Raw genomic sequence first — 18389 nt, forward strand, 5'->3', positions numbered from 1 at the left:
TCCGAACAGATGGCAGACGCTATGTTGAAGCCTGGCCTCACAAAAAAAAGCCAAGGAGCCTGCCATGTATTCCATTACCTCTGAATCTGCCCGTCATCCGGACATCCTCAAGCTGATCGCGGCGCTTGACCGTTATCAGAGCGAACTCTATCCCGCTGAAAGCAATCATCTGCTCGATCTGGCTGCGCTGCCTGAAGCCTCGCTTATCCTGATGATCATTCGCGACCCGCAGCTGCAGGCCGTGGGATGTGGCGCCGTGGTGCTTAATGGCGACGGTACCGGGGAGATGAAACGGGTCTATATCGATCCGGCCCATCGCGGGCAACATCTGGGTGAGAAGCTGCTTGCTGCCCTTGAGGATGAAGCCCTGAGTCGTCACTGCCACACCGTGCGCCTGGAGACAGGGATCAAGCAACACGCCGCCATTCGCCTGTATGAACAGTGCGGATATGAACGCCGTCCGGCGTTTGCGCCGTATGTAGACGATCCGCTGAGCCTGTTTATGGGGAAGGCTCTGGTTGTCGACGTTCGTTTAGCAGCGCTATAAACGCTTCGAGCTGGCGGGTCATCGCCCCACGACGCCACACCAGCCAGGTGGTCAGCCAGCGCCAGTTCTCCGCCAGCGGCCACGCCTCTACCTGATGATGCCCCGGCATGCTCTCCAGCATGGAGCGGGGCATTAGCGCAATACCCGCCCCTGCAATCACGCAGGCGAGCATACCGTGATACGACTCCATCTCATGGATCCGCCCGGGCGTGGCGCGGTCTGCGTGAAACCAGCTTTCCAGATGACGTCGATACGAACAGTTTGCGCGAAACGCGTAGACGTCGCTGCCGCTTACCTGCGCGGCGCGCGTCACCTCCGCATGTCCGGCGGGGGTGACCAGCATCATCTCTTCCCGGTAAACCGGCATGCCTTCCAGCTCCGGGTGTGAAAGTGGCCCGTCGACAAACGCCGCGCTTAAGGTGCCTTCCAGAACGCCGTCAATCATCGTTCCGGACGGGCCGGTAGAGAGCGCGAACTGAATGCGCGGATAGCGCTGGTTAAACGCCGCCAGACTTTCCGGGATCCGCACGGCGGCGGTGCTCTCCAGGGCGCCAAGGGCAAATAACCCCTGCGGCTCATCACCGGCGACGACCATGCGCGCCTCGTCAACCAGCGCCAGGATCTGCTTGCTGTAGCGCAGAAAGTTGTGCCCGGCGGGAGATAAGCGCAAACGCTGGCTCTCCCGGATAAACAACTCAACGCCGAGATCGGCCTCAAGCTGGCGGATGCGGGTGGTGAGGTTAGACGGAACGCGATGCACTTTCTGCGCCGCCTGGGTAATGCTGCCGGTCAGGGCAACGGCGTTAAACATTTCAAGCTGAGTTAAATCCATAGCATTCTCGATTCGTGAATAAGGTGGTTAGTATTATTCATTTTTAAGAAATAGCAGAGTGGGCCACAATCAATCAACCGATATTACGTGGAGAACATCATGACTTATTCATCTGCTACGCATGCCCTCTCTGTTAACCCGGCGACAGGCGAGACGCTGGCCACATATCCCTGGGCCACATCCGAAGAGGTCGAACAGGCAATCACCCTGGCTGATGCCGGTTTTCGCCAGTGGCGAGGAGAAAGCGTCTCTCACCGGGCACAAAAGCTGCGCGACCTGGGGGCAGCACTGCGCCAGCGTGGGGAAGAGATGGCGCAAATGATCTCCCGGGAAATGGGCAAGCCGATTGTGCAGGCGCGGGCGGAAGTGGCCAAATCTGCGGGTCTGTGCGACTGGTATGCGGAACATGGCCCGGCGATGCTGCGTGCGGAGCCCACGCTGGTGGAAAACCAAAACGCGGTCATTGAATACCGTCCGCTGGGGCCGATTCTTGCGGTGATGCCGTGGAACTTCCCGCTCTGGCAGGTACTGCGCGGTGCGGTGCCGATCCTGCTGGCAGGTAACAGCTATCTGCTCAAACACGCACCGAACGTCCTGGGTTCTGCTGCGCTGATTGGGCAAATCTTTGCTGATGCCGGTATTGCGCAAGGCGTCTTTGGCTGGGTGAATGCCACCAATGATGGCGTGAGCCAGACGATCAACGATCGTCGTATTGCAGCGGTAACCGTCACCGGTAGCGTGCGTGCAGGTGCGGCAATAGGGGCGCAGGCGGGAGCGGCGCTGAAAAAATGCGTTCTGGAGCTGGGCGGCTCCGATCCGTTTATCGTGCTGAATGATGCCGATCTGGATCTGGCCGTTCGCGCGGCCGTCACGGGACGTTATCAGAACACCGGGCAGGTTTGCGCGGCGGCAAAGCGCTTTATTATCGAAGAGGGTATTGCCGATGACTTTACCCGGCGTTTTGTTGCGGCGGTTACGGCGCTGAAGATGGGAGCACCGGATCGGGAAGAGAATGATATTGGCCCGATGGCGCGTTTCGATCTGCGTGACGAATTGCATCAGCAGGTGCAGGCCACGCTCGCGGAAGGGGCCACGCTGCTGCTGGGCGGCGAGAAAATCAGCGGGGAGGGCAACTATTACGCGCCAACCGTGCTGAGCCATGTCACCCCGACAATGACCGCCTTCCGTCAGGAGCTGTTTGGTCCGGTTGCGGCGATTACGGTGGCGAAGGATGCGGAACATGCCCTGCAGCTTGCCAACGACAGCGACTTTGGTCTCTCTGCCACGGTGTTTACCGCCAACGAAGCGCTGGCCGGAAAATTCGCCCGCGAGCTGGAGTGCGGCGGGGTGTTTATCAATGGCTTTAGCGCCAGTGACGCGCGCGTGGCCTTTGGCGGCGTGAAGAAAAGTGGTTTTGGCCGTGAGCTTTCCCACTTTGGTTTGCACGAGTTTTGTAACGTGCAGACGGTGTGGAAGAACAGAGTGTAACCGCCATCCTTACAGAGGCCCTGACGACGAGGGCCTCTGTCATTTCTCTGCAATGGTTCTGTCATTTTCGTTTCGTAGACTCGCACGCGTCTAACGTCTTGTTACTGAAGAAAATTATGAACCTAACGCAAATTTATCGTCGTATTGCGCAGCGCATTATCCCCCGCCAGTTTGGCCTGCTGACCGGTATCTTTTGTATTATCGGCCTCTTTTCCGCCCTGCAACTCTCCTCGTCGTTCCTGCTCAATGCCTCCCTTAAGGAAGCGCAACGCAACGAGCAGCAAAACCTGCTGGCGTATCAGCAGCAGAGCAAGCTGGATCTGGCTCGCGTTTCCCTGCTGGCCGCAAGCGATCTGCTTAACCGCTCCGGCGTCTGGTTTATGCAGGATAAAGAGACCGGCTCCGAGGGCAGCTGGCATAGCCTGATGGACGACGCGCAAAAGGCGCTGGCCGTTTCGCAGCAGGCGTGGAATGCCTGGCTGGCGCTTAATCCGCCAAAAGATGACGCCCTGGTTAACAGCTATCAGCTTTTTTACGGCGCGATAAAAGAGCAGGCGGAAGGGCTGGTGAAAACCAACACCATCGATGCGTTTTTTGCCGTGCCGGCGCAGGCGTTTTAGACCGACTTTAATGACAACTATGCCCGCTATCAGCAAGCAAGCGAGAAGCAGGCGCTCAAAGGGCGTCAGTCGTTGATTGCGCAGCTCTCCGGTCTGCAAACGCTGTTCCTGCTTGCGCCTGTTCTGTTGCTCGCTATTGCGTTTGCCGTCTGGTTCGGGATGTCCCGGTGGGTGATTACCCCGTTGCGGCGCTTGATTGCGCATATCAACCGGCTGGCCGCGGGCGATCTCTCCGGTACCCCTCCTGGCGTGACGCGTTTTAACCGTGAAATTGCCCAGCTCAGCGACAGTATTGCCACCATGCAGAACGGGCTACAGCAGCTGGTGACCCAGGTCAGCGATGCGACCACCGCCATGGTGGAAAATATTGGCGCACTGGCGCAGGGCAATCAAAAGCTGTATCACCAGTCGGCGCGTCAGGCCAAAGAGCTGGAAGACGTGACGGCGCATATCGCGACTCTGGAAACCCACGTAGAAGGCAACACGGGCTATGCGAAGCTTGCCAGCTCGCGGGCGGATGAGGCGCGCCAGGCCGCGGCGGGAGGGGATCAGATGATGTCGACCGTCAATGCGTCGATGCAGGCAATCGTCGACCGATCCTCAGAGATGCGGGGGATCGTGGCCATGATCGACAGCGTCGCCTTTCAGACCAACATTCTGGCACTGAATGCGGCAATTGAAGCGGCTCACGCGGGAAACCAGGGGCGCGGGTTTGCCGTTGTCGCTCGTGAAGTGGGGCTGCTGGCGAGGAAGAGCAGCCATTCGACGCAAACCATTCAGGAGCTTATCAACCGTTCCCTTCAGGGGATCGAAGACGGGTCACGGGCCGTTAACCGTCTGGAAGATAACCTGCAGCAGGTGACGGGGCTGGTGGGAACATTAAGCAGTTTGCTGAATGAGATCTCCGCGGCCACGCTGAGTCAGGGGGAGAGTATTCATCAGATGACGCGCCAGCTTCAGGCGCTCAATCAGGTGTCGCGGCAGACCGACAGCCTTGTCTCTGACGCGTCCGATGCCTCTGAGCGCCTGCACAAACAGTCGGATCTTTTATTGCAGGCGGTTTCGCGTTTTCGTCTCAGTGCCTGACGCAACACATAAGCGTCTGTTATACTCGCAGCCCGTTTTAGCCTGAGGGCAAGGAGCAAAGAGAGTGGCTGCGGTCATCCATAATGAGATGCTGGACGAGATTCTGGCGCAGGTTCGTCCGTTACTTGGAAAAGGAAAGGTTGCCGACTATATTCCGGCCCTTGCCTCGGTCAGCGGGAATAAGCTGGGAATTGCAATTTGTACGATAGACGGTCAGCGTTACCAGGCCGGTGACGCCACGGAACGTTTTTCCATCCAGTCTATTTCGAAAGTGCTGAGTCTGGTTGCGGCCATGCGACAGTACGAGGAAGAGGAGATCTGGCAACGGGTGGGTAAAGATCCCTCCGGGCAGCCGTTTAACTCTCTGCTTCAGCTTGAGATTGAACAGGGTAAACCGCGTAACCCCTTTATCAACGCCGGGGCGCTGGTGGTCTGCGATATGCTGCAAAGCCGTCTCAGCGCGCCACGCCAGCGCATGCTTGAAATTGTTCGCCAGCTCTCAGGCGTTGACGATATTGCTTATGATTTAGTGGTCGCCCGTTCGGAGTTCGAGCACTCTGCGCGTAACGCCGCCATTGCCTGGTTGATGAAATCGTTCGGCAATTTCCATAATGATGTGGCGACCGTACTGCAAAACTATTTCCACTACTGCGCGCTGAAAATGAGCTGCGTGGAGCTGGCGCAGACCTTCCTGTTCCTTGCTCACCAGGGGCACGCACCGCATCTCGATCAGGAGGTGGTTTCACCTATGCAGGCGCGTCAGGTCAATGCCCTGATGGCGACAAGCGGGATGTATCAGAACGCGGGCGAATTTGCCTGGCGCGTCGGTCTTCCGGCTAAGTCGGGCGTCGGGGGTGGGGTGGTTGCCATTGTACCGCATGAGATGGCTATTGCTGTCTGGAGCCCGGAGCTGGATGAGACGGGTAATTCACTGGCCGGTGTGGCGGTTCTGGAGAAACTGACCCAACGCCTGGGACGTTCCGTTTACTGATGTCTGACCTGGATCCTCTTTTTTCTCGTCTGGCGCGATCGACCTTTCGGTCGCGCTTTCGCTTAGGCACAAAAGAACGACAGTACTGCTGGGACAAAGGTGCCGATACCATTGACCAGCATGCTGCCGACTTTATTGCGAAGCGTCTTGCCCCCGCGCACCCCGTCAACGACGGTAAACAGACCCCCATGCGCGGCCATCCGGTGTTTATTGCCCAGCACGCAACCGCCACCTGCTGTCGCGGCTGTCTGGCGAAATGGCACAACATTCCGCAAGGTGTTCAGCTCACCGCGCAGCAACAGCACTATATCGTCGGCGTGATCCACCACTGGCTGGTGTTGCAGATGAACGCCTGATGTTGATGGGTGCTGATCCTGTTGTAATTGTGTTATAGATGCACGCTATGAGATCCCCCGCGTGGTGACGGGTCAGTTAGTTGCCATAAGTTATTATATGGAATGATATTTAATGCGTTCAGACCCCGCTGCCTTCACGCTTTTTCGCCCTGAATCGCCGCTGCGTAATGCGGCGGGTATCTTTATTCTCACCACCTTGTTCTACTTTATCGGTGCGGAATTACGTCTGGTCGAAGCCTTGTCGCTGTTCTGGCCGCTGAATGGCGTGATGGCGGGCGTCTTTGCCCGTTATATCTATCTCAATCGCCTGCATAACTACGCGGTGTCGTATGTCGCCATGCTGATGTACGACGCGGTCACCACCAACTGGGGAATGGCCTCGGTGGTCATCAACCTGTCGAATATGGTCTTTATCGTCGTTGTCGCATTGCTGGTGGTGCGTGATAAACGGTTGATGAAGAAAACCCCCGATCCCATTAATGCCCTGCGGCTGTTCAATTATTGTCTGATCGCCGCCTTATTGTGTGCGCTGCTCGGCGCGACCGGGTCGGTGGGGATCGACAGCCATACCTTCTGGCCGCTGTTTGCCGACTGGTTCAGCGAGCAGTTCTCAACCGGCGTGCTCATTTTACCCTGCATGCTCACGGTCAGTATGCCGACGCGGGCATTCAGGCTGCGTCTGGAGCAACTTTTACCGGTCATTGCGCTGATTGTTTCGGTGATGGCATCGGTGGTGATTGGCGGGGCGGGAAGCCTTGCCTTTCCGCTGCCGGCGCTGATCTGGTGTGCGGTCCGCTACTCCTTGCCCGCGACCTGTCTGCTGACGTTTCTGACCGGCGGTCTGGAGATCGTTCTGGTCGCTAACTCCATTATCAATATCGCCGTGGGCACGCCGCTCTCTACCCCGATGATGTTCTCCGCACGGCTGGGGATTGCTACCATGGCGATCTGTCCGGTTATGGTCTCCGTCAGTATGGCGGCCATTAATTCGCTCATCCGTCAGGTGTCGTTGCGCGCGGATTATGATTTTCTGACCCACGTTTATTCACGCTCCGGGCTCTATGAGGCGTTAAAGCGGGAAGAGGCGCAGCGGCAGACACGTTTTCTGACCGTGATGCTGCTGGATATCGATTACTTCAAAAGCATCAATGATAACTATGGGCATGAGTGTGGCGACCGCGTGCTGGCCGGGTTTGCCCGCGAGGTCCAGCAGGTTGTCGGAGACGATGGTATGGTGGCGCGTATGGGCGGAGAAGAGTTCGCGGTTGTGGTGAACACCGGTGACGCGCAGCACGGCTTTGCGCTGGCGGAACGTATCAGACTCACCATTGCCGCTCATCCGTTTACCTGGCGCCAGCAAACGCTCTATCTGACCGTGAGTATTGGTCTCGGGAGCGGGAAGGCGGCGTCGTGGCAGTTGACCGAGGTATTCAACAGGCTGATGGCCGAAGCAGACGATCATCTCTATCGTTCCAAAAAAGCGGGGAGAAATCGCACCAGTGCGCGTGTGTCAGACGATCCCATTACTCCGACCCCGGAGGGTGAAACCTGAGCGCAGCCTGCATTCTGCCGGGGATGAATCATAACGAATAGCAGATAAATTGCTTGCTAGGTATTTTTAACGTCAATAAGATACCGCAAGAAAGCTATCGGAAAATTCGCAGAATGAATGCAGCTGACAAACTCAGTAGACCCTCTCATGTACCAGGAAGCCGGTTTGTCAAACGTATGTATCTGATGCGTATTCTCGGCACGTTTCTCTGTTTTATTCCCATCCTCTCTGTGCTGATTGAACAGAATCGTTCAATCTGGCTGATGTGTTTGCTGGCGTTGAACGCGTTTATCTGGCCTACGCTTGCCTGGTATCGGGCGCGAAATTCGGCCATGCCGCTGGTGACTGAGCATCAGAATCTGGTGCTGGACGCCGGGGCGGGGGGATTCTGGATCGCCATGATGGCGGTTAATCCGCTGCCGTCGGTGGTCATTGCCACCATCATGCTGACCGACCGGCTCTCGGCAGGGGGCGTTACGCTGATGAGAAAGGCGGCCATCACCATGGTGGGCGTTTTTCTGGTGACCTGGCTGACGCAGGGAATGGCGGTGGATATGTACGTTTCGCAGCGCACCATGTTTGCCACGCTGCCGCTGATTGCAATTTATCTGCTGGCACTGAGCATATTAACGGACAGCATTGCGCTGCGCCTGCGGATCAAGAGCCGGGAGCTTGAGCGGATCGCGATGATGGATCCGCTACTGGATATCGCGAACCGACGTCTGCTCGAAAAGCGCATTGACCACGAACTGAATAAACTGCGCCAGACGTGCCGGGAATCGGCCCTGATGTTCATCGATATCGACAATTTTAAAGACGTTAACGATCGTTTTGGCCATAAGGTTGGGGATGCATTGCTGGCGGCCGTCTCGCAAATACTGCATTTGTCGACACGCCCGAACGATACCCCCGCACGCCTTGGCGGTGATGAATTTGTGGTGTTGCTGCCGGATACCACCCTTGAAGAGGCGCAAGTTGTCGCCAGACGCATTATGGATGCGGCTGCAATGAAAAAGGAGGTGGCTCAGGAGACGGTGCATTGCACGCTCAGCATCGGTATCGCCTGTGCCACGCGAGAAATGATAAGCGTAACCGACTGGCTACAGGCCGCGGACAACGCCCTGTACCGCGCCAAGCGGGACGGTAAGAACAGAATATTCGCGCACTGACAATGTCTCTGTTTAGGCTACGCTTTGAGTAACGCTTTGCGTCAGGAGACGTTATGAAAACACCTGCAACCCCAGCAAATGAAATGGAACGTCTGAACTCGCTGCGCGAGTCAGGCCTGCTTGAGATCGACAGTTCCCCGGCGTTTGACCGACTGACACGTCTGGCAAAACGCTTCTTCCAGGTTCCCCTGGCGATGGTCAATCTTATTGATGAACACTCGCTGATTGTGAAGTCGGCCGATGGTCAGGCGCCTGACACCGTTCCGCGTAATATCTCGTTTTGCGGCCATACGATCCTCAGCGAAGCGCCGCTGGTGGTTGCCGATATGCGTCAGGACGATCGATTTGCCGATAATCCGCTGGTGGCCGGTGAGCCCGGCGTAAGGTTCTATGCCGGTTTTCCACTGCGTTTACGTGACGGGGCGAGCGTGGGATCGCTGTGCCTGATTGATTATTCTCCTCGTGAATTTTCCGCAGCCGATCTTGCCGTGCTGGGCGATCTGAGCGCACTGGCGGAAGACGAGTTTGCTGCCGTCAGCGCGGCGACAACCGATGAATTAACCGGTCTGTTTAACCGTCGGGGCTTTAACCAGCTGCTCCGGTTCACGCTCTCCGTAGCCAGACGCCGGGCGGAGCCGTTAACTCTGGGCTGGCTGGATCTGGATCGCTTCAAAGAGATTAACGATCGCTACGGACATGAAGAGGGCGACAACGCGCTGAAAGTGATGGCGGAACTGATGCGCACCTCTTTCCGTGAAGCGGATTTGCTGGTTCGCTTTGGCGGCGATGAGTTTGCCGTGCTGTTTGCCGATACCGACGAGCAGGGGGCCTGGATTGCCATGCAGTATCTGGCCGAGCAGGTTGAACAGTACAATGCGCGCAGGCTGCATCCCTGGTCACTCCATTTTTCCTGGGGGCTGAGCGAGTTCGATCATAACGGCAACGATCTGCAGCAGTGGATGAAAGACGCGGATGAAAAAATGTATGCCATGAAGCAGCAGCGCAAGCGCGCAACATGACATAACAAAAGCCTATGTCTGATGTGATTGCGTTACGTAAATGTTAAATGCACAGTGAGCGTATTCAACGTAAGGAAAACCCATGAATACCTCACTGCAGATCAAAACCCTCACCCGGGACGATATTCTCACCCACCTCGATGCGCTGGCCGATATCCTTGAAAATTGTGTCAGGGGCGGCGCTTCCGTCAGTTTTATGTTGCCATTCAGTACCGATAAAGCTCGTGCTTTCTGGCAGGATATTGCCGGGAGCGTAGGGCGTAACGAACGCGTTGTGCTGGCCTGCATCGATTCTCAGGATGGCGTGATTGGCACCGTGCAGCTCATTACCGATCAGCCGGAAAACCAGCCGCATCGTGCCGATGTGGCAAAGCTGCTGGTGCATGAAAAAGCGCGTCGTAAAGGTGCCGCGATGGCGCTAATGGAGGAGCTGGAAGTGCAGGCCAGAGCAAGAGACATCTCGGTGCTGGTGCTGGATACCTCAACCGGCAGCGGAGCGGAGACCTTCTACCAGCGTGCTGGCTGGCAAAAAGTGGGGGAGATCCCGCGTTATGCGCTAATGCCGGATGGCGCGATGACTGCCACATCGGTCTTCTATAAGTTCTTGTGATTATTTCCCTCAATGATGCGATGAATTGATCAAAAGCGGGGTTCTGGTCGAAAACCTTTGGTAAGTTATCATACCAATTTAATCAGGTTGTACGACTAATCATAAAAGGACCCCATTGTGAACACACTTAACCGTCGTGATTTCCCCGGTGCTCTCTACCCCGAACGAATCATTCAGTTTGGCGAGGGCAATTTCCTGCGTGCGTTTGTCGACTGGCAAATCGACCTGTTAAACGAACATACCGATCTCAATGCCGGCGTCGTGGTCGTACGCCCAATTCAAAGCGACTTCCCGCCGTCATTAAGCACTCAGGATGGCCTGTATACCACGATCATTCGTGGTCTGAATGAGCAGGGCGAGGCGGTCAGCGAAGCGCGTCTTATCCGCTCGGTGAATCGGGAGATCAGCGTCTACAGCCAGTACGATGAATTTCTGAAACTGGCGCACAATCCGGAGATGCGTTTTGTCTTCTCCAACACCACCGAGGCGGGGATTAGCTGGCACGCGGGCGATCGTTTCGAAGATGCGCCAGCGGTGAGCTATCCAGCGAAGCTGACGCGGCTGCTGTTTGAGCGCTTCAGCCATTTTAACGGCGCAGCGGACAAAGGCTGGATCATCATTCCGTGCGAGCTAATAGACTATAACGGCGAAGCGCTGCGCGAACTGGTGCTGCGCTATGCACAGGCATGGGCACTGCCAGCGGAATTTATTCAGTGGCTGAATGCGCATAACAGCTTCTGCTCCACGTTAGTTGACCGCATTGTAACGGGGTATCCGCGCGACGAAGCGGCGACGCTGGAAGCCGGGCTTGGCTATCACGATGCGTTCCTGGATACCGCTGAACATTTCTACCTGTTTGTTATTCAGGGGCCTGAATCCCTGGCCAGCGAACTGCGTCTGGACAAATTCCCGCTAAACGTGCGGATTGTGGATGACATTAAGCCGTACAAGGAGCGCAAAGTGGCGATTCTCAACGGCGCGCACACAGCGCTGGTGCCGGTGGCGTTCCAGGCGGGGCTGGATACGGTGGGCGAGGCGATGAATGATGCCGACATATGCGCGTTCATCGAAAAAGCGATCTATGAGGAAATCATTCCGGTCCTGGATTTGCCGCGTGATGAACTGGCGTCTTTTGCCAGCGCCGTTACGGGTCGTTTCCGCAATCCGTATATCAAGCATCAGCTGCTGTCGATTGCCCTTAACGGCATGACCAAGTATCGCACGCGCATTCTGCCGCAGCTGTTGGCGGGGGCGAGGGCATCTGGCACGTTGCCCGCTCGCCTGACGTTCGCGCTGGCCGCACTGATCGCGTTCTACCGTGCAGAGCGTAACGGGGAGAACTATCCGGTGCAGGATGACGCGCACTGGCTTGCTCGTTACCAACAGCTGTGGGCGCAGCATCACGATAAACAGATCACCACCCGCGAGCTGGTCGCCTCCGTTTTAAGCGTTACTGAGCACTGGGAGCAGGATTTAACTCAGGTTGAGGGTCTCGTCGGGCAGGTTTCGCGCGATCTCGACGCGATTCTGCAACAGGGGATGCGGGCCGCAGTAAAACCGCTTTGTTAAACCATATCCGGCTTCGGCCGGGTATTTTATATCTCATTAGTTACAACATACTATTACCTCGTTTATGTAAAACAGGCTGTAGCACCGTGCGGTTTATTGCTTATCAGGTGATAAAATGCAATCTCTTATTAACAAGCTTGCAACCGTGACAGGGATCACGTTTAATAACGCGGCTCTTTCCTTTCCTGAAGCTGACTATGATTGTTCGTCCCAAACAGCACTGGCTACAACTGATTTTCGTCTGGCACGGTTCGGTACTTCCTAAAATCTATACCCGGTTGTTACTTAACTTCCTGCTATCCATCGCCGTTATTCTGATGCTGCCGTGGTATACCTCGCTGGGCATCAAATTTACCGTTGCGCCGTTCAGCATCCTGGGTGTGGCCATCGCTATCTTTCTGGGGTTCAGAAACAACGCCTGCTATTCACGCTACGTTGAGGCTCGCCAGCTGTGGGGGCAACTGATGATAGCGGCACGCTCGTTATTTCGCGAGGTTAAAAACACCTTGCCGAATGATAAACATCTGGGTGAGTTCGTCCGCCTGCAGATCGCCTTTGCCCATTGTCTGCGCATGACCCTGCGTCGTGAAAAGGGGGAAGGGCAACTGGCGCGCTATCTGGCGGCGGAGGATTTACGCAACGTCATGGCCGCCAATTCCCCGGCGAACCGTATTTTGCTGATCATGGGTGAATGGCTGGCCGTCAGACGCCGTAACGGAGACCTTTCCGATATTCTGTTCCACAGCCTGAACAACCGTCTCAACGATATGTCGATTGTCCTGTCAGGCTGCGAGCGCATCGCCACCACGCCCGTGCCATTTGCTTATACGCTTATCCTGCACCGTACGGTCTATCTGTTCTGCATCATGCTGCCGTTCGCGCTGGTCGTGGACCTGCACTACATGACGCCGTTTGTCTCTGCGCTGATTTCGTATACCTTTATTTCGCTGGATACGCTGGCAGAAGAGCTGGAAGATCCGTTTGGTACCGAAGACAACGACCTGCCGCTGGACGCCATCTGCAACATGATGGAACGCGATCTGCTGCAGATGAACGATGAAGAGAACATTCCGGAAAGACTGATGCCGGATAAGTATTATCAGCTGACCTGACGGGCGTTCCACTCGTCCCGGGTGATTTCCCACAGCTCAGAATCGAGCATACCGCTGACGTACGCTTTCTTTTCCGTTCTGATAAGCCGCATGCCGCTACTGTCTGAAATACGACGGGAGCGGCTATTGGCGGCCGCCTTCGGCGCGCGCAATACGGGTTTGTTCAGCGTGTTAAACCAGTAATCCGTTGCCGCAATGCTGGCTTCGCGCATATATCCCTTTCCCTGAAACTCCGGCGCCAGCCAAAACCCGCGGTTGTTATCTTCCACATCGTACAGGCAGATAACCCCCATCAGTTCGTCCGGCGCTTCACGACGGCGGATGCTCCAGAACCAGGCAATCCCTTTCGCCATATCCGGCAGCGCCACGTTGTTGACATAGTTTTCCGCGCCGTTATCCGGGTAGGGCCAGGGCACGGAAGAGACCAGATAGCGGACGATCTCCCAGCACGGATAGCGCTTTTGTATCTGAACGGCATCTTCGGCAACCAGCGGTTTTAGAAGCAAGGGTTCTGTCGTGAGCGTCGGTATCGTCATCCGCAGATCTCCATATTTAAGCGTTATGATTTTGTTTGCGTTCTGGTATTTTCATCTCTATCACATTCAGTTGAGGCGTGCTGAGTTTATACCCTACCAAAAATAGGCATCATTTCTTCAATGGCGAAATTTTAATGCGCTTGTGGTCTCTTTTAACCGGACGTGTTTTCCAGGATCTCCTGCAGCATGGCAAAGAGATAGAAGAGGCCATTGCCCGTCGTGATACCCGTGTTTTGAATCATTCCACCCCCGAGCTGGAAGGGTATTTTTCTCGCCCCCTCAGCGAGCTTCCGCGTCAAAATCCTTACCCGGTAGCGGCGCTGTTACCTCTTTTTTTAGTGGCGTTTGCGTTAAACCTTCTGCCTTTTCTCAGCGCGTTGCAGGGTTTGTCACCTTTACATCATGCACTGTGTTTTTTCGTACCATCATTAATAATGACAGGCGCGCTCATTGTAATCAGCGTGCTTCTGGCCCGAGGGGTAACGTCAGGATTGTTGGGGTTTATGGCAGTGTTCATCATTCTGCTGGTCATAACTCTCGTTCAGGTTCTGCATCTTCTGTTTTCTCATAGCGGAAACCTTTGGCCACTGGTCACCGCATCCTTCGCGCTGATACTTTGTCGGATGGTAATGAATAGCAGCGGCTTTGTGCTGTTTACCCTCTATTGTCGCACTCAGCGTCTTGCCAGAGTTGCACGTGAAATCCGGTTAAAAAGCCATTAAAGAGGTGATATGACGTTACGAAAAGCGCATCCGCAGGAAGCTGAAATACTCTGGAATATTCGCAATCAGGCGATTCGTCACGGCTGTAAAACCAGTTACGACGCGGACGTCATTGCGCGCTGGACGCCCGACGACATGCCGGAGCATTACCGGCAAATGGTCATTGAATACCCTTTTTACGTGGTGGAAGATGAAAAGGGCGACATTGCGGCAACTGGCTATCTTGATCTGGATACCCACTGTCTGGAGGCGATATTCACCTTGCCGGCGGCATCCGGAAAAGGCATGGCGACCCGGATTGTCGAGGCGCTCAAACAGGAGGCCCATAGCCGGGGGTTAACCCGCCTGACGCTCGATGCAACGCCTAACGCCCGGTCGTTTTACCAGAAGCTGGGGTTTGTCACGCTGAGCGAAAAGTATCATCACTCGCGCATGGCGGGCGCTGATTTACGCTGTTTTGAAATGGCGATCAACTTGTAATGTGAGGAACGCATGGCTGTCACGGTAAGACCTTTAAGCGCAGACGATTACGCCCAGTGGCGACCGCTATGGGACGGGTATACCCATTTTTATGATTGTTTTCTTGATGAATCGGTTACCGCATCGACATGGGAGAGGGCGCTCTCAGCGCATTCACCGATGTTCTGCCGCGTAGTAGAGAAAGACGAAAAGATCATTGGTTTCGCGATGTGCATTCTCCACGAAGGCACATGGTCAACGGCCCCCGTTTGCTACCTGGAAGATCTGTTTGTCGATGCCACCGAACGCGGTGCGGGGGCCGGGAAGGCGCTCATTGATGCCCTGATAGCCGAAGGCAAGCGCGAAGGGTGGTCGAAACTGTATTGGGTCACCCGGGAGAACAACCCGGCGCGTAAACTCTATGACAAATACGGCGAAGCTGACGATTACGTACGCTACCGCCTCTCGCTGTAAGCCTGAATCACCTGTGTTTGTATCACACTGTATCTGCGTACCGGATACATACACAGGATTGCAATAAACCCCCTTTCGCACATATCCGCTATACAAACGCGTGTTGTTATATCCCCGTCAACTGTTCTTAACCGGAGATACCAACATGTTCAGCAAACTCGCGTATTCAACCCTGGCGTTAACCGTTTCTCTTGGCACCGTCATGTCCTGTCAGGCCGAAGTCACCGGCAAAGATGTTGCCGCAGCCTTCGATCACCCTCAGCAAATTAACGCTGGCGATCTGAATATCGGCTATGTCGATATCGGACCAAAAGAGGGACAGCCGGTGATTCTGTTACACGGCTGGCCCTACGATATTCACAGCTATGTCGAAGTCGCACCCGCGCTGGCGGCAAAAGGCTACCGGGTCATTGTGCCTTCGCTGCGCGGCTACGGCACCACGCGCTTCCTGTCAGCAAGCACGCCGCGTAACGGCCAGCCTTCGGCCATGGCGAAAGATATCGTTAACCTGATGGATGCCCTCAACATTAAGCAGGCTGTTTTTGCGGGATACGACTGGGGCGCCCGTACGGCGGACATTGTCGCGGCGCTGTGGCCTGAACGCGTCAAATCCCTTGTTTCGGTAAGTGGCTATCTCATCAGCAGCCAGCAGATTGGTAAACAGCCGCTGCCGCCAAAAGCAGAGCAGCAGTGGTGGTATCAGTTCTATTTCGCAACAGAACGCGGTGCCGAAGGCTATGCCAAGAATACCCATGACTTCGCCCGTCTGATCTGGTCTCAGGCCTCACCAGACTGGAAGTTTTCCGATGCGACCTTTAACGCCAGCGCAAAATCCCTGGATAACCCCGATCACGTCGCGGTTACGCTCAGCAACTATCGCTGGCGTTTAGGCCTCGAAAAAGGCGAGCGTAAATACGACAGCTACGAACAAAAGCTGGCGACATTGCCAAATATCACCGTTCCGACAATCACCATCGAAGGCGGCAACAACGGGGCGCCACATCCTGCGCCGCAAGCCTATGCCGGTAAATTCACCGGTAAATATGAACACCGCACCTTTGGGGCCACCGTGGGGCACAACCCGCCGCAGGAAGATCCGCAGGATTTCGTCAAGGCGGTTATCGACGCGGATAAGCTGTGATATGTGCTATTTTCAATACGTTACCCCTCAGTCAGGAGATCCCGGTGGAGCATATTGATCATATCCTTGTCGTCGATGACGACAGGGATATTCGTGAATTGATTGTCGACTATCTCGTCAAGTCCGGCTATCGCGCCTCTGGCGCGGCGAACGGCAAAGAGATGCGGGCCGTGCTAGATAGACAGCATGTCGATCTGGTGGTGCTGGACGTGATGATGCCAGGCGATGACGGATTAACGCTCTGCCGGGGACTGCGCAGCGGTAAACATAAAGATCTGCCGATCCTGATGCTGACCGCGCGCAACGAAGAGACAGACCGGATCCTGGGGCTGGAAATGGGGGCCGATGACTATGTCGTGAAGCCCTTTGTTGCGCGCGAACTGCTGGCGCGTATCAAAGCCATTTTGCGCCGTTTTCGCACCATGCCACCCAATCTGCAGGTGACCGAGGCCGGGCGCCTGGTGATGTTCGGCGACTGGCAACTGGACACCGTTGCTCGTCACCTGATCGACAGCGAGGGGATGATTGTGGCACTCAGCGGGGCGGAATACCGTCTTCTGCGCGTGTTCCTTGACCATCCTCAGCGTGTGCTGAGCCGCGATCAGTTGCTTAACCTGACCCAGGGGCGAGATGCTGAACTCTTTGAGCGCTCGATTGACCTTCTGGTCAGCCGGGTTCGTCAGCGGCTGAATGAAGATGCCCGCACGCCGGCCTACATCAAGACCGTTCGCAGCGAAGGGTACGTTTTTACCATGCCGGTGATCATCAAAGAGGCCAATGAATGAGGCTCTGGCCACGCTCGTTACTGACGCGACTGCTGATCATCGTGATGCTGGGGCTCCTGCTGGCCAACGCGCTCAGCCTCACGCTGGTCATGCTTGAGCGAATGCGCAGCGCCCGCACGGTGATGCTCGGCAACCTGGAATATGACGTTTCCACCAGTGTGGCCATCCTCGACCGGCTTCCCGCAAAGGAGCGTCCAGCCTGGCTGGAACGACTGGCGCGGGGGAACTATCGCTACATTCTGGGAACCGGCGAACCGGGGCCTGCACCGCATGACAAACGCTCGCAGGATGCCATCCGCACCCTGACAGAGGCGCTGTCGGCAACCTGGCCACTGACGTTTACTGCCGTGCCGGGGCCGGTTTCCCATATTCAGGCCCACCTTACGCTGAGCGATGGTTCGCCGCTGACCATTGACCTTATCCCCCGAATGCCTCCGGTCGCCAGCTGGCTGCCTGTAGTGCTTGTGTTGCAGCTACTGCTTCTGGCGTTCTGCTCATGGATTGCCGTGCGTCAGGTTATTCGACCCTTTTCTCAGTTTACCCGGGCGGTGGATTCCCTCGACCCGGCAGCAAGCTCGCCAATGACCGAGGCAGGGCCAGTCGAGGTGCAACGGGCCGCGCACGCCTTTAATGCCATGCAGGCGCGTATCCAGTCTTACCTGCGCGAGCGTGCGCAGATCCTGGCCTCCGTATCGCACGACCTTCAGACCCCGATAACGCGCATGAAGTTACGCGTCGAAATGGCGGACCAGCCGGAACTGCGGGACAAGTTGCTCAACGACCTGGACAATATGACGCGCCTGGTGCGGGAAGGAATAGCGTATGCCCGGTCATCAGAATCTCTGGAAGAGACCTCGCTCAAGCTGGAGTTGAATGCCTGGATAAACAGCATCGCCAGCGATTACCAGGACATCGGGAAAAACGTGCAGCTTCAGGCAACCGATGCCCGTCTGCCCGTGGTCACGCGTCCGCAGGCGCTACGCCGGGTGATGACCAATCTGCTGGATAATGCGCTGAAATTTGGCGACTACGCCGTCATTACGATTCATTCAGATGCCCATCATGTTACGATCGCTATTCGCGATGGGGGGCCGGGGATACCGGACGCCGAACTGGAGGCGGTATTGCAGCCGTTTTATCGGGTGGAAACCTCACGAAACCGCGACACCGGGGGCACCGGATTAGGGCTGGCCATCGCCGCCCAGTTGACTGCGCAGTTAGGCGGGAAATTGCATCTGGCGAACCACGCCGAGGGTGGGCTGGACGTTTCGATTACGCTGCCGCGCGGGTAATTGTACGGTTTTGTATCGGACAGCCTTCA

The 18389-nt window shown here is 56.1% G+C and carries 18 protein-coding genes and 1 pseudogene; 17 read left to right on the top strand and 2 right to left on the bottom strand.

The features are described from left to right. The first annotated feature begins 64 nt into the window (after window positions 1-64). A complete protein-coding gene (locus APU11_RS04535; protein WP_060578332.1) occupies window positions 65-547 on the top strand; it encodes a GNAT family N-acetyltransferase in 483 nt (160 codons plus the stop codon). On the opposite strand, the gene APU11_RS04540 is transcribed toward APU11_RS04535, so the two are convergent. Next, window positions 501-1379, bottom strand: coding sequence for a LysR family transcriptional regulator (locus APU11_RS04540; protein ID WP_013096613.1), 879 nt, complete (start codon window positions 1377-1379; stop codon window positions 501-503). The two genes, APU11_RS04535 and APU11_RS04540, sit on opposite strands and share 47 nt — an antisense overlap. A gap of 99 nt (window positions 1380-1478) precedes the next feature. On the opposite strand from APU11_RS04540, the gene sad reads away from it, so the two are divergent. The 10 genes and pseudogenes from sad (at window position 1479) to APU11_RS04590 (ending at window position 12951) form a co-directional block, all read left to right on the top strand. Further along, window positions 1479-2867: a succinate-semialdehyde dehydrogenase gene (sad, locus tag APU11_RS04545; RefSeq protein ID WP_060578333.1), complete on the top strand. Its 1389-nt coding sequence runs from the start codon at window positions 1479-1481 to the stop codon at window positions 2865-2867. Between the two features lie 116 nt (window positions 2868-2983). Next, window positions 2984-4573, top strand: a pseudogene (locus tag APU11_RS04550) (methyl-accepting chemotaxis protein). A gap of 64 nt (window positions 4574-4637) precedes the next feature. Further along, window positions 4638-5564, top strand: a complete 927-nt coding sequence (glsB, locus tag APU11_RS04555) for a glutaminase B (protein WP_058651325.1) — start codon at window positions 4638-4640, stop codon at window positions 5562-5564. Continuing rightward, complete coding sequence (locus tag APU11_RS04560; protein ID WP_013096609.1) at window positions 5564-5920, top strand: DUF4186 domain-containing protein; 357 nt, start codon at window positions 5564-5566, stop codon at window positions 5918-5920. Before glsB ends, APU11_RS04560 begins: the two co-directional genes overlap by 1 nt. Before the next feature lie 112 nt (window positions 5921-6032). Beyond that, the gene (locus tag APU11_RS04565; RefSeq protein ID WP_058651324.1) at window positions 6033-7472 is read left to right on the top strand and encodes a GGDEF domain-containing protein; all 1440 of its coding nucleotides are present in this window, start codon (window positions 6033-6035) and stop codon (window positions 7470-7472) included. Between the two features lie 176 nt (window positions 7473-7648). Continuing rightward, window positions 7649-8641 carry a sensor domain-containing diguanylate cyclase gene (locus APU11_RS04570; RefSeq protein WP_013096607.1) on the top strand — a complete coding sequence of 331 codons (993 nt, stop codon included), beginning with the start codon at window positions 7649-7651 and terminating at the stop codon, window positions 8639-8641. Between the two features lie 53 nt (window positions 8642-8694). Beyond that, window positions 8695-9660, top strand: coding sequence for a sensor domain-containing diguanylate cyclase (locus APU11_RS04575; protein WP_013096606.1), 966 nt, complete (start codon window positions 8695-8697; stop codon window positions 9658-9660). A gap of 82 nt (window positions 9661-9742) precedes the next feature. Continuing rightward, window positions 9743-10270 (top strand): GNAT family N-acetyltransferase, encoded by a 528-nt coding sequence (locus APU11_RS04580; protein WP_045294055.1) that lies wholly within the window; start codon window positions 9743-9745, stop codon window positions 10268-10270. Between the two features lie 117 nt (window positions 10271-10387). Then, window positions 10388-11839 (top strand): tagaturonate reductase, encoded by a 1452-nt coding sequence (locus APU11_RS04585; protein WP_058651323.1) that lies wholly within the window; start codon window positions 10388-10390, stop codon window positions 11837-11839. A gap of 197 nt (window positions 11840-12036) precedes the next feature. Beyond that, window positions 12037-12951, top strand: coding sequence for a bestrophin family protein (locus APU11_RS04590; RefSeq protein WP_058651322.1), 915 nt, complete (start codon window positions 12037-12039; stop codon window positions 12949-12951). Here APU11_RS04590 and APU11_RS04595 read toward each other — a convergent pair. Continuing rightward, window positions 12939-13487 (bottom strand): GNAT family N-acetyltransferase, encoded by a 549-nt coding sequence (locus APU11_RS04595; protein ID WP_060578334.1) that lies wholly within the window; start codon window positions 13485-13487, stop codon window positions 12939-12941. The genes APU11_RS04590 and APU11_RS04595 overlap by 13 nt on opposite strands. Before the next feature lie 134 nt (window positions 13488-13621). Here APU11_RS04595 and APU11_RS04600 point away from each other — a divergent pair, with 134 nt between their 5' ends. The 6 genes from APU11_RS04600 (at window position 13622) to APU11_RS04625 (ending at window position 18360) form a co-directional block, all read left to right on the top strand. Next, entirely contained in the window at window positions 13622-14209 is a 588-nt protein-coding gene (locus tag APU11_RS04600; protein WP_058651320.1) for a hypothetical protein, read from the top strand. Between the two features lie 9 nt (window positions 14210-14218). Then, a complete protein-coding gene (locus tag APU11_RS04605; protein ID WP_038419430.1) occupies window positions 14219-14689 on the top strand; it encodes a GNAT family N-acetyltransferase in 471 nt (156 codons plus the stop codon). A gap of 12 nt (window positions 14690-14701) precedes the next feature. Further along, entirely contained in the window at window positions 14702-15142 is a 441-nt protein-coding gene (locus tag APU11_RS04610; RefSeq protein ID WP_038980697.1) for a GNAT family N-acetyltransferase, read from the top strand. A 145-nt stretch (window positions 15143-15287) separates the two neighbouring features. After that, on the top strand, window positions 15288-16283 hold the full coding sequence (locus APU11_RS04615) for an alpha/beta hydrolase (RefSeq protein WP_040020898.1): 996 nt from the start codon (window positions 15288-15290) through the stop codon (window positions 16281-16283). Between the two features lie 44 nt (window positions 16284-16327). Further along, window positions 16328-17068 carry a response regulator gene (locus APU11_RS04620; RefSeq protein ID WP_040020899.1) on the top strand — a complete coding sequence of 247 codons (741 nt, stop codon included), beginning with the start codon at window positions 16328-16330 and terminating at the stop codon, window positions 17066-17068. Further along, window positions 17065-18360 carry a HAMP domain-containing sensor histidine kinase gene (locus APU11_RS04625; protein ID WP_058651319.1) on the top strand — a complete coding sequence of 432 codons (1296 nt, stop codon included), beginning with the start codon at window positions 17065-17067 and terminating at the stop codon, window positions 18358-18360. The genes APU11_RS04620 and APU11_RS04625 overlap by 4 nt, the downstream gene beginning before the upstream one ends. The last annotated feature ends 29 nt before the right edge of the window (window positions 18361-18389 follow it).

The organism is Enterobacter sp. 50793107 (assembly GCF_001463365.1).
Taxonomy (GTDB): Bacteria; Pseudomonadota; Gammaproteobacteria; order Enterobacterales; family Enterobacteriaceae; genus Enterobacter; species Enterobacter cloacae.

Excerpts from the sequence above, each read along its gene's own strand:
- APU11_RS04535 (WP_060578332.1), top strand. The coding sequence starts at position 65 with ATGTATTCCATTACCTCTGAATCTGCCCGTCATCCGGACATCCTCAAG.
- APU11_RS04540 (WP_013096613.1), bottom strand. The coding sequence starts at position 1,379 with ATGGATTTAACTCAGCTTGAAATGTTTAACGCCGTTGCCCTGACCGGC.
- sad (WP_060578333.1), top strand. The coding sequence starts at position 1,479 with ATGACTTATTCATCTGCTACGCATGCCCTCTCTGTTAACCCGGCGACA.
- APU11_RS04560 (WP_013096609.1), top strand. The coding sequence starts at position 5,564 with ATGTCTGACCTGGATCCTCTTTTTTCTCGTCTGGCGCGATCGACCTTT.
- APU11_RS04565 (WP_058651324.1), top strand. The coding sequence starts at position 6,033 with ATGCGTTCAGACCCCGCTGCCTTCACGCTTTTTCGCCCTGAATCGCCG.
- APU11_RS04570 (WP_013096607.1), top strand. The coding sequence starts at position 7,649 with ATGTATCTGATGCGTATTCTCGGCACGTTTCTCTGTTTTATTCCCATC.
- APU11_RS04575 (WP_013096606.1), top strand. The coding sequence starts at position 8,695 with ATGAAAACACCTGCAACCCCAGCAAATGAAATGGAACGTCTGAACTCG.
- APU11_RS04580 (WP_045294055.1), top strand. The coding sequence starts at position 9,743 with ATGAATACCTCACTGCAGATCAAAACCCTCACCCGGGACGATATTCTC.
- APU11_RS04590 (WP_058651322.1), top strand. The coding sequence starts at position 12,037 with ATGATTGTTCGTCCCAAACAGCACTGGCTACAACTGATTTTCGTCTGG.
- APU11_RS04595 (WP_060578334.1), bottom strand. The coding sequence starts at position 13,487 with ATGACGATACCGACGCTCACGACAGAACCCTTGCTTCTAAAACCGCTG.
- APU11_RS04600 (WP_058651320.1), top strand. The coding sequence starts at position 13,622 with ATGCGCTTGTGGTCTCTTTTAACCGGACGTGTTTTCCAGGATCTCCTG.
- APU11_RS04605 (WP_038419430.1), top strand. The coding sequence starts at position 14,219 with ATGACGTTACGAAAAGCGCATCCGCAGGAAGCTGAAATACTCTGGAAT.
- APU11_RS04610 (WP_038980697.1), top strand. The coding sequence starts at position 14,702 with ATGGCTGTCACGGTAAGACCTTTAAGCGCAGACGATTACGCCCAGTGG.
- APU11_RS04615 (WP_040020898.1), top strand. The coding sequence starts at position 15,288 with ATGTTCAGCAAACTCGCGTATTCAACCCTGGCGTTAACCGTTTCTCTT.
- APU11_RS04625 (WP_058651319.1), top strand. The coding sequence starts at position 17,065 with ATGAGGCTCTGGCCACGCTCGTTACTGACGCGACTGCTGATCATCGTG.